Here is a 7548-nt window from a genome sequence, read left to right on the forward strand (position 1 = left end):
ATCGTCAATGCCGGGGCCAGCTTCCAGAACACCTGGTTTGCCGCCAGCAGTTCGCTGATCAAGGGCAGCGGCAGCGCCTGGGCGCTGGAGAACAACATCACCCGGCCCATGCTGATCGGTGACCTGAACGTGGCGCCGACCGTGGGGATCATGACCGGTGAAAAGAGTACCGGCGGGTACGCCAGCCTGAGTGCCGGCAGCCAGACCCTGGGCTCCATGACGGTGTCGCAATACCAGAACACCTCGGTCTCCGAGTTTTACCAGGCCAGCAACAGCACCTCATTTTACTACAGCCGGCAGTTTGGGCCCACGCGGCTGAGTTACAACTACAGCCGCTATAGCCGCAGCGAACTCCACCAGTTGCAAAGCTCGTGGAATGCGCGGGGCAACGGGGTATGGGCGGTGATTTCCGCCGGGGTGCAGAAGGGCGGGTATAACCAGAGCGACAACAACTACGGGGTGTTCCTCAACACCACCATCATGCTGAACAACAGTAACGCCACGCTCAACGCGGCCTACGAGAATGACAAGCTGCACACCGGCGGCAGTTACACCCGCGACTTTGAAGACAGTACCGGCACGACCTACGCCGGGGCGGACTTCAGCGAAGTGGGCCGCACCAATGCGTTCGGCCTGACCGGTCGGCGCAGCGGCACCCGCGGTGACGCCTCGGTGCGTGTCGGGGTGGACGACCGGGTGACCAACGGCAGTTTCAACTACAACGGCATGCTGGCCGCCAGCAAAGACGGCATTGCGCTGGGGCGGACCAGCCTGAGTGGTGCGGCGCTGCTGGTCAAAACCCCGGATCTGGGCGACATGAAGTACGGCTTCAAGGTCGAGGGGTACCCGGTGGCGGGCGGCAGTACCTATGCGGTCCCGTTGGGCAGCTATCAGGACGTGGTGTTCGCCAGCGCCCAGTCGGTGGACGCCGGGACGGACATGAATATCCGCCTGCCGGCCAACGTGGTACGCGCCCATCCCGGGCAGGTGTACCCGGTGAACGCCGAGGTGGAGATGAACATTCTGTACAACGGTTTCCTGGTGGACGGCAGCGGGCATCCGATCAGCGGCACGGTGAAAGAGACGGGTGACACCGTCTATCCGAACGGGCTGTTCTCGGTGGCGTCATCGACGCTGCTCAGGCAGATCACCGTGGAGGGCATGCAGCGCTACCGCTGTGACCTGACCCTGCCGAAAGACAACCGCTACCAGTGCGTGGCGGGCTAGCGGGGCACGCCGGATTATACTATGCGATAATTGAACAGACAGACTAAACGTGAGTAACCGTATGAAACAGATGATGAACACTTTCCGTACCACATTTAGCCGTATCACCTTGATCCGCACCACGCTGGCTTTGGGGCTGCTGGCGGTAAGCGGGCTGGTGCAGGCCGACGGCCAGTTGATGGTGATGCCCGCGCGCAGCACGGTGGAAGGCAAGCAGAACCGCACGGTGCAGGTCAGTAATCTGGGAGACAAGCCGCTGTACCTGAAAATCGACCTGATGCTGGTTGAAAACCCCGGCCAGAGCCCGGAGCGCAAAAAGGCGATGGGTGAGGTTACCCTGCCAGAGATGATGGTCAACCCGGCGAAACTGACGCTCGGCCCCGGCCAGAAGCGGGATATCAGCCTGGTGGCGTTGAAGGCACCCGCCCAGGAGACGGTATACCGGCTGTATATCGTACCGGTGTCGAGCATCAAGGTAGTGGATGACGGCAGCAAAGACAAAATCAAGGCACCGGTCAACTTTGGTATCGCGTATGGCGTGGTGGTACACCACCAGCCGCCGACGACGGCGCAGATCCGCGGCTGGACGCACCAGTGTACGGCGGGCGGACTGCAACTGACGTCAACGGGGAATGTGCACACGCCGTTCACCCAGTTGCAGGTGACGCCAGCGGGCAGTATGCCGTCCGATCAGAACGTGTATCCCGGTACGCCACTGGTGTTCCCGGCGAAAAGTGTGAAAGGAAATGCTGATGGCAAACCGTTTGACGTGCGTTGCCCGTAAGGTTGCAACCGGGATACTGCTGTGCGGACTTCCTTGGGGAGCAGCACTGGCGTTCATTGATATCTCCCCGAAAATCGCGGAGATGAAAGACGACCATGCAGAAGTTCGGGTGACCAATACCGGCGACAAGCCGGAGTATGTCGAGATCACTTTGTTCGAGGTGACCAACCCCGGTGTCCCGCCGGAAGAAGAGCAGCGGATACCGCTGGGCATCATCAAGGAACCCTATCTGTATGCTGCCCCCTTCAAGTTGTCGCTGGGGCCGCGTCAGGACAAGCCGGTGAGACTCACGGCATTGAAACGCCCTGAGCGGGAAAAAGTGTATCGATTGGGCGTAATACCGCAGCAGAAGGCGAGCGTAAGCGGAACGGCCGGCAATGTCATGCTGATTAATCTGGGGTATATGGGGTTGATACGCCAGTTGCCTCTGAATCAGGTAGCGACCTGGCGGCATAATTGCAATGCACAAGGAGTACAACTGGAGGCCACCGGTACGGTGCGGGTGGAGTTCAGCGAACTGAAACAGGATGGCAAAGACGTGGATGACATGAACGTCTACCCCGGTACGCCGCGACAGATTGCAGGCAAGGCTTTGCGCGGCAAGGCGCAAGGCAAGGCGTTTACCCTGCAGTGCGGCGCATAAGAGAAGCTAAAAAAGGAATCAGTACCATGAGGGTATGGCAACAGATGATGGCGGCGGTACTGCTGCTGTCGGGGATCGCAGTGAATGCAGCAGACACGCCGCTGGGCACGGTCGATGTCAGTGTTGAGCTGACCAACCTGCCGCAAATCACGGTACAGAAACCGGGCGGCGGCTGGTACGACACGCTGGAATTGAACAACAGTGCGGGCAGTGATGTTACCCGTTATGAGGCGCAGGTCAGTGTGGAAGTGAATATCCGCAATGGCAGTGATTTCACGGTCTCGCTGGTTAACCCAATGAATTTGACCAATGAATCCGACCCTACACTGATTTTCACCAACGAGTTGGTGCAGTTTGGCAGCAGTGGTACCGCGCTGCAAACGCTGAGTCCCACCCCGCTGGATTTCAGCAACACGATCGTCGGCGGGGGGATCTCCACGGGGCTTTACGTGATAACGGTGGGGGCCAACGAGCCTGCCGGAGGTTTCAGGAACGTCGCAGGTAATTACGTGGGCGAACTGGTGCTGATGTTTGCGGCGAAGGTCTGACATGCTCTTCCAATTACCAGGGCTGATACGTCAGGCATGCTGGGCGATAGACGCTGTGATTTCTACATTTATTGCGAGTGTAAAGCATTAAGGAATTATGATGAAAATTCGTTTCCCGTCGCTTGTCTTTTTAGGGGCACTTCTGCTGGGTCATAGTATTCAGCCCGCTTTGGCTGATACGTACTACCGAACCGATATCTCGAACTGTTCAATTAGCGACATTGGTAATAATCAGTGGAAAGCCGTTTTTGATATGCAAGTTACAGCGCGTACAAGCGGCGCCGGCGTTCAACCAAATGCTCATAATTATCTCGTGATAAAAATTCCGGCTATTTCAGGTGTGGGGTTGAGCACGGCAAATTTCGTGTGGAATCCGGTACCCATCAAGGATCTTACATTGCCTTCTGGGGTTGTTGAGCGTAATGCGCCGAGTAGTGGAACCCCCGGAATAACCCTTGCCCAACCAGCGACTGGTACTCTGCTGAATTTCGCACCGGGCACTTCTGGGCGGGTGACATTCATTATCACGCCGACGGCAGCGAATAATGCGTATCCGGCGGCAGTCGTCTATCTAACTTCCGCGAGTCAAGGAGGTGCTAACGCTACAGCCGGAAATTACTGGTTTATACCCACCCAAACGACGGGTACCTGCAAAGTGAGCTCGGATGGCCCAGGCGGGGTGGTTCCTCCGATCACCGAGATCATGCCTCCAGAGCCGGAGTTTAAAATGTCAACGGCGAAGTGGGTGCTTGATACAACGGATGTGGGAGATTTGCCAGATGTGACCGTGGCAGGTACCGGTTATCTCGCCACGATTCAAAATATCAACAACAATAGCCTGTGCGTGAACTACGTGCTGGCTGGGGTGAAAAAATATACCTATGCGCTGAATGTGAGCAATACCCCCAGCACACAAGGGACGCGCAGTCTGTTTGCGATGCAAGGTCCTGATAGCAGCCAGTTATTTTATAATCTGAAGTTGAAGAGTTCTGTTGGTTCGGCAAATGACTTTAAACTCCCTGCGTCTGGAGCGCCCAATTACATAAGCTTGCAACAAGGGAATGATATTGGGAATGGCCGCAGTCAGATGTGTTGGACACCGGAAATAAACCTGTTCAAGAACGCCTCGACGAAAGAGGGCATGCATACGGATACCCTGAATTTTATTATTACCCCTAATGCATGAATTATATTATTTTAACAGAATAATAATTCTTTTATTTGTCGGCTCCAGGAGGGAACCATGGCTAAGAAAAGAATAGCAATTCAATGCCCATGCCTTTATACCCGCACAGGCATTGAAGAGATCCTGCTTGATACGCAGTTTTCAGAGAAGTGTAAAATTGTTGCCAGTATTAGCCACCTTGACCAATATGCAAATCGATTAATAAGGCTACCTGCTGTTGATATTATTATCGTGACGCTGAGTAGTACGATTGCCGATCCGGCATCTACCTTAAGCCTTTTTGGTGAGTTTTTACCAATGGTGCATCCTGATGCCAGAATATTGCTGATTGCTGATGTGATGTCCACTGGGGTAATGGCTCGCTACTTATCGGATCTTAATAGTATTGGATGTGTACTGGACACCTCAGAACCATTGGGTATGCTGGAAAAGCAGTTGGTTGATGTTATCGATACGTTCACTGATGCGTATAGACCTGGCAAGGTAACCGCATCCCCACTTTCCCTGCGGGAAACCACCGTGTTGCGACGACTTCTGGATGGGGAACAAATGATGAGTATTGCCAAAGACTTACAGCTTAGCCCCAAGACAGTCAGTAATTATAAGCGTTCAGCGCTTATAAAATTGAGTATCAGATCTCTGCAACCGCTTATAATTAATAAACACAACAAAAAATCGATAAACAATGAGTTAGGTTCGACTATACTGGAAACAAGTAACACGAATCCGGTTTCCAGATTTTTACCTGTATGGAAATTAGTGGAACTAAGGGAACCCTAGTCAGTTAATTGACAGTATGTTTATTTTACCTGGGCACTTTAGGCGTTATTTAAAAAATCCTGCTTATTTACATTTAAACTGCTTACAGTTACTACATTAAATACATAGAGGTATTATGAGATACTTACCAAAACTCCAACAACTACAAGTATTTCAGGCGGTAATTCTGCAAGGCAGTATCCGCGCTGCAGCAAAAGCACTTGAACAGTCACAACCAGGAATAACGCGCAGTTTGCAGGAGTTGGAGCAAACACTCGGCACGCCATTGGTGATAAGAGGCGGCGGCGGCGTAATACCTACTGACGCGGGTATTATGTTTAATTCTCGTGTCGAATTAGTGTTGAATGAGTTAAATCGTGCCCTTGATGAAATTGAGCATCTCAATAACCTGACGTCTGGTTCCGTTACCGTGGGGCTATCATCATTACCTATTTTGACCATATTCCCTGCTGCCCTAAAGAAATTTAGGAAAACCAATCCCAACTCAAGTGTTTGTAATATGGAAGGGCAAGTAAATGAGTTGTTGCCCTCACTGCGAAGTGGAAAACTGGACTTTATAATAGGTTCGGCCATGCCTTCTGAATATTTAAGCGGGCTGGTGCAAGAGCCTTTATTTAAAACCACATACAAGGTATATGCTCGCAAAGGTCACCCGTTGTCCCACTGCACTTCACTGACCCAGTTGAAGGACGCTGACTGGTATTTACCGATAACGATCATGGGACAAAACAATCAGTTGGAGTCACTGCTCTTTGACTCTCCAGACAAAGCGGTAATGCGCGGTACTGGTACTGCGGCCTTGCAAATGGTTATTAATGCTGATTATCTGACTGTGGCGACAAAATCCATGATTCGTTCCCATTTTCTCGCACAAAATATGAGCATTATTCCGGTAAAAGAGAGGCTTCCTGATGCAGAGTACTGTCTGGTCTACTCTTCAGAACGTCCCATAACGCAAGCGGCGAGAAGTTTAATGGATGCGTTTCGCCTGGAAAGTCAACACTATACATGGGAATGAATCTGTATATAAAAGAGTGCCTATCTCTGTCAGTCAGCTTCTGCAAAATCCAGTCACTTAACTCCGTCAGTTGGAAATATCTTCCGGTTTCTGTTTTTTAGACCGGTATTTTTCTGGTATGGGTGGAACAGGACGTCGGTCATCAATTAAATGACGCACAGTCAATATTGGATGGATCCATAACATGCGCGGTCCGGCCCAGCGCATGATCTTTTTCATCTCTTCACGTCGAGCAGGTTGATAGCAGTGTATAGGGCATTGCTTGCAAGCTGGCTTCTCTTCACCAAAGGCGCAGCGATCGAGGCGTTTTGACGCGTACTCATAAAGCGCCTGAAAATGAGTACCAACAACGTCCTGGGCCTGTGGGCAACGGCGCTGATAAAGCGCAATCATTCTTCGGATCGTCAGTTTTTCCCGCGAAATGCGCTTTCCAGCCATTAATACCCTCCGATAAACCGGTCGTTGAATCTCTATTTTGACGTAACCGTGCGGGTTCGACAACTTTCGCAAAAACTTATGGATTTTTCCTCGCGATTTCCCTTTCTTTCCGCTGATTTCCCTAAACCCGCCAGATTCATTTCTTGCTAACGCTGCAGCATGGTAATTTATACACCTCTGTTTATGTATTAGCGAAAGCGAGATTAATCTACTTTTAATTAATGATTAATTATTGTTCAAAATAAGAGGCTAATGCGAGGGGCAATTTTCGCAAAAGAAGGTGGGTTGTTTTTTAATATTTTGATAGAAATGGTTTTTTTCCGATCGGCCATTTTTGGTGTTTTTAGTGTTTAAATCAATTAAATGGATTAAACGTATTTTTTACTGTCTAATTGGGTTGTTATTCTTTACTTTACTTATTTAATATAATTAAATGCTTGTTTTTATTAATTTTACAGAATTAAAAACTATTGCAAAATTACATATTTAATTAGGAATAAGACGAGATTATAGCTGGATATTAATTTAGCTGCCTGAATATAAAGAAAAAAATAAAGCGTGTAATGGCGGGGAGTAGGATTTTGACACAAGGAAATTCTTACCAGTAATATTATTCCTATCTTGGCGATTATCACCGCGTTTTGGACACACTGAATGGAAGTGACCATGGATTTTTTCCAGTCACTCACTCGGCTGTAGCTTGCTGTAGACGTAAAAAGAAAAGCTAAGAAAATCGATGAATTACATCGGCGCAGGGATGCCGAAAGTCAAGTTCTGGCTCCCTTTCACAATCATTAAAGGATTATTTTTTCCATGAAAAAGTCAGCTTTAGTTGCTTCAATTGCCCTGCTGATGGGCGTTTCCTCTTTCGCTAATGCCGCGTCAACCGGCACCATCACGTTCAACGGTAACATCACCGACAAT

7 protein-coding genes and 1 pseudogene are annotated in these 7548 nt (G+C 50.4%); 7 read left to right on the forward strand and 1 reads right to left on the reverse strand.

The window, feature by feature from the left end; genetic code table 11:
* The 7 genes and pseudogenes from DRI82_RS23395 to DRI82_RS23425 form a co-directional block, all read left to right on the forward strand.
* Positions 1 to 1227, forward strand: a pseudogene (locus DRI82_RS23395) (TcfC E-set like domain-containing protein); the annotation flags it as partial.
* Between the two features lie 61 nt (positions 1228 to 1288).
* Positions 1289 to 2011, forward strand: coding sequence for a pilus assembly protein (locus tag DRI82_RS23400; protein ID WP_114196286.1), 723 nt, complete (start codon positions 1289 to 1291; stop codon positions 2009 to 2011).
* Positions 1980 to 2654: a fimbrial biogenesis chaperone gene (locus DRI82_RS23405; RefSeq protein ID WP_114196287.1), complete on the forward strand. Its 675-nt coding sequence runs from the start codon at positions 1980 to 1982 to the stop codon at positions 2652 to 2654. Before DRI82_RS23400 ends, DRI82_RS23405 begins: the two co-directional genes overlap by 32 nt.
* A gap of 26 nt (positions 2655 to 2680) precedes the next feature.
* Positions 2681 to 3202, forward strand: coding sequence for a hypothetical protein (locus tag DRI82_RS23410; RefSeq protein WP_114196288.1), 522 nt, complete (start codon positions 2681 to 2683; stop codon positions 3200 to 3202).
* 97 nt (positions 3203 to 3299) lie between these two features.
* Entirely contained in the window at positions 3300 to 4388 is a 1089-nt protein-coding gene (locus DRI82_RS23415) for a hypothetical protein (RefSeq protein ID WP_157968137.1), read from the forward strand.
* A 57-nt stretch (positions 4389 to 4445) separates the two neighbouring features.
* Positions 4446 to 5168: a response regulator transcription factor gene (locus DRI82_RS23420; RefSeq protein ID WP_114196290.1), complete on the forward strand. Its 723-nt coding sequence runs from the start codon at positions 4446 to 4448 to the stop codon at positions 5166 to 5168.
* A 115-nt stretch (positions 5169 to 5283) separates the two neighbouring features.
* The gene (locus DRI82_RS23425) at positions 5284 to 6186 is read left to right on the forward strand and encodes a LysR substrate-binding domain-containing protein (RefSeq protein ID WP_114196291.1); all 903 of its coding nucleotides are present in this window, start codon (positions 5284 to 5286) and stop codon (positions 6184 to 6186) included.
* A 66-nt stretch (positions 6187 to 6252) separates the two neighbouring features.
* Here the strand turns inward: DRI82_RS23425 and DRI82_RS23430 are convergent, their stop codons facing one another.
* A complete protein-coding gene (locus tag DRI82_RS23430; RefSeq protein WP_114196292.1) occupies positions 6253 to 6624 on the reverse strand; it encodes a nitrous oxide-stimulated promoter family protein in 372 nt (123 codons plus the stop codon).
* Positions 6625 to 7548 lie beyond the last annotated feature (924 nt).

Source organism: Edaphovirga cremea (genome assembly GCF_003332275.1).
Taxonomy (GTDB): domain Bacteria; phylum Pseudomonadota; class Gammaproteobacteria; order Enterobacterales; family Enterobacteriaceae; genus Edaphovirga; species Edaphovirga cremea.

Bases quoted from the DNA above. Each gene is read 5' to 3' on its own strand.
- DRI82_RS23400 (WP_114196286.1), top strand. From the start codon at position 1,289: ATGAAACAGATGATGAACACTTTCCGTACCACATTTAGCCGTATCACC.
- DRI82_RS23405 (WP_114196287.1), top strand. From the start codon at position 1,980: ATGGCAAACCGTTTGACGTGCGTTGCCCGTAAGGTTGCAACCGGGATA.
- DRI82_RS23410 (WP_114196288.1), top strand. From the start codon at position 2,681: ATGAGGGTATGGCAACAGATGATGGCGGCGGTACTGCTGCTGTCGGGG.
- DRI82_RS23415 (WP_157968137.1), top strand. From the start codon at position 3,300: ATGATGAAAATTCGTTTCCCGTCGCTTGTCTTTTTAGGGGCACTTCTG.
- DRI82_RS23420 (WP_114196290.1), top strand. From the start codon at position 4,446: ATGGCTAAGAAAAGAATAGCAATTCAATGCCCATGCCTTTATACCCGC.
- DRI82_RS23425 (WP_114196291.1), top strand. From the start codon at position 5,284: ATGAGATACTTACCAAAACTCCAACAACTACAAGTATTTCAGGCGGTA.
- DRI82_RS23430 (WP_114196292.1), bottom strand. From the start codon at position 6,624: ATGGCTGGAAAGCGCATTTCGCGGGAAAAACTGACGATCCGAAGAATG.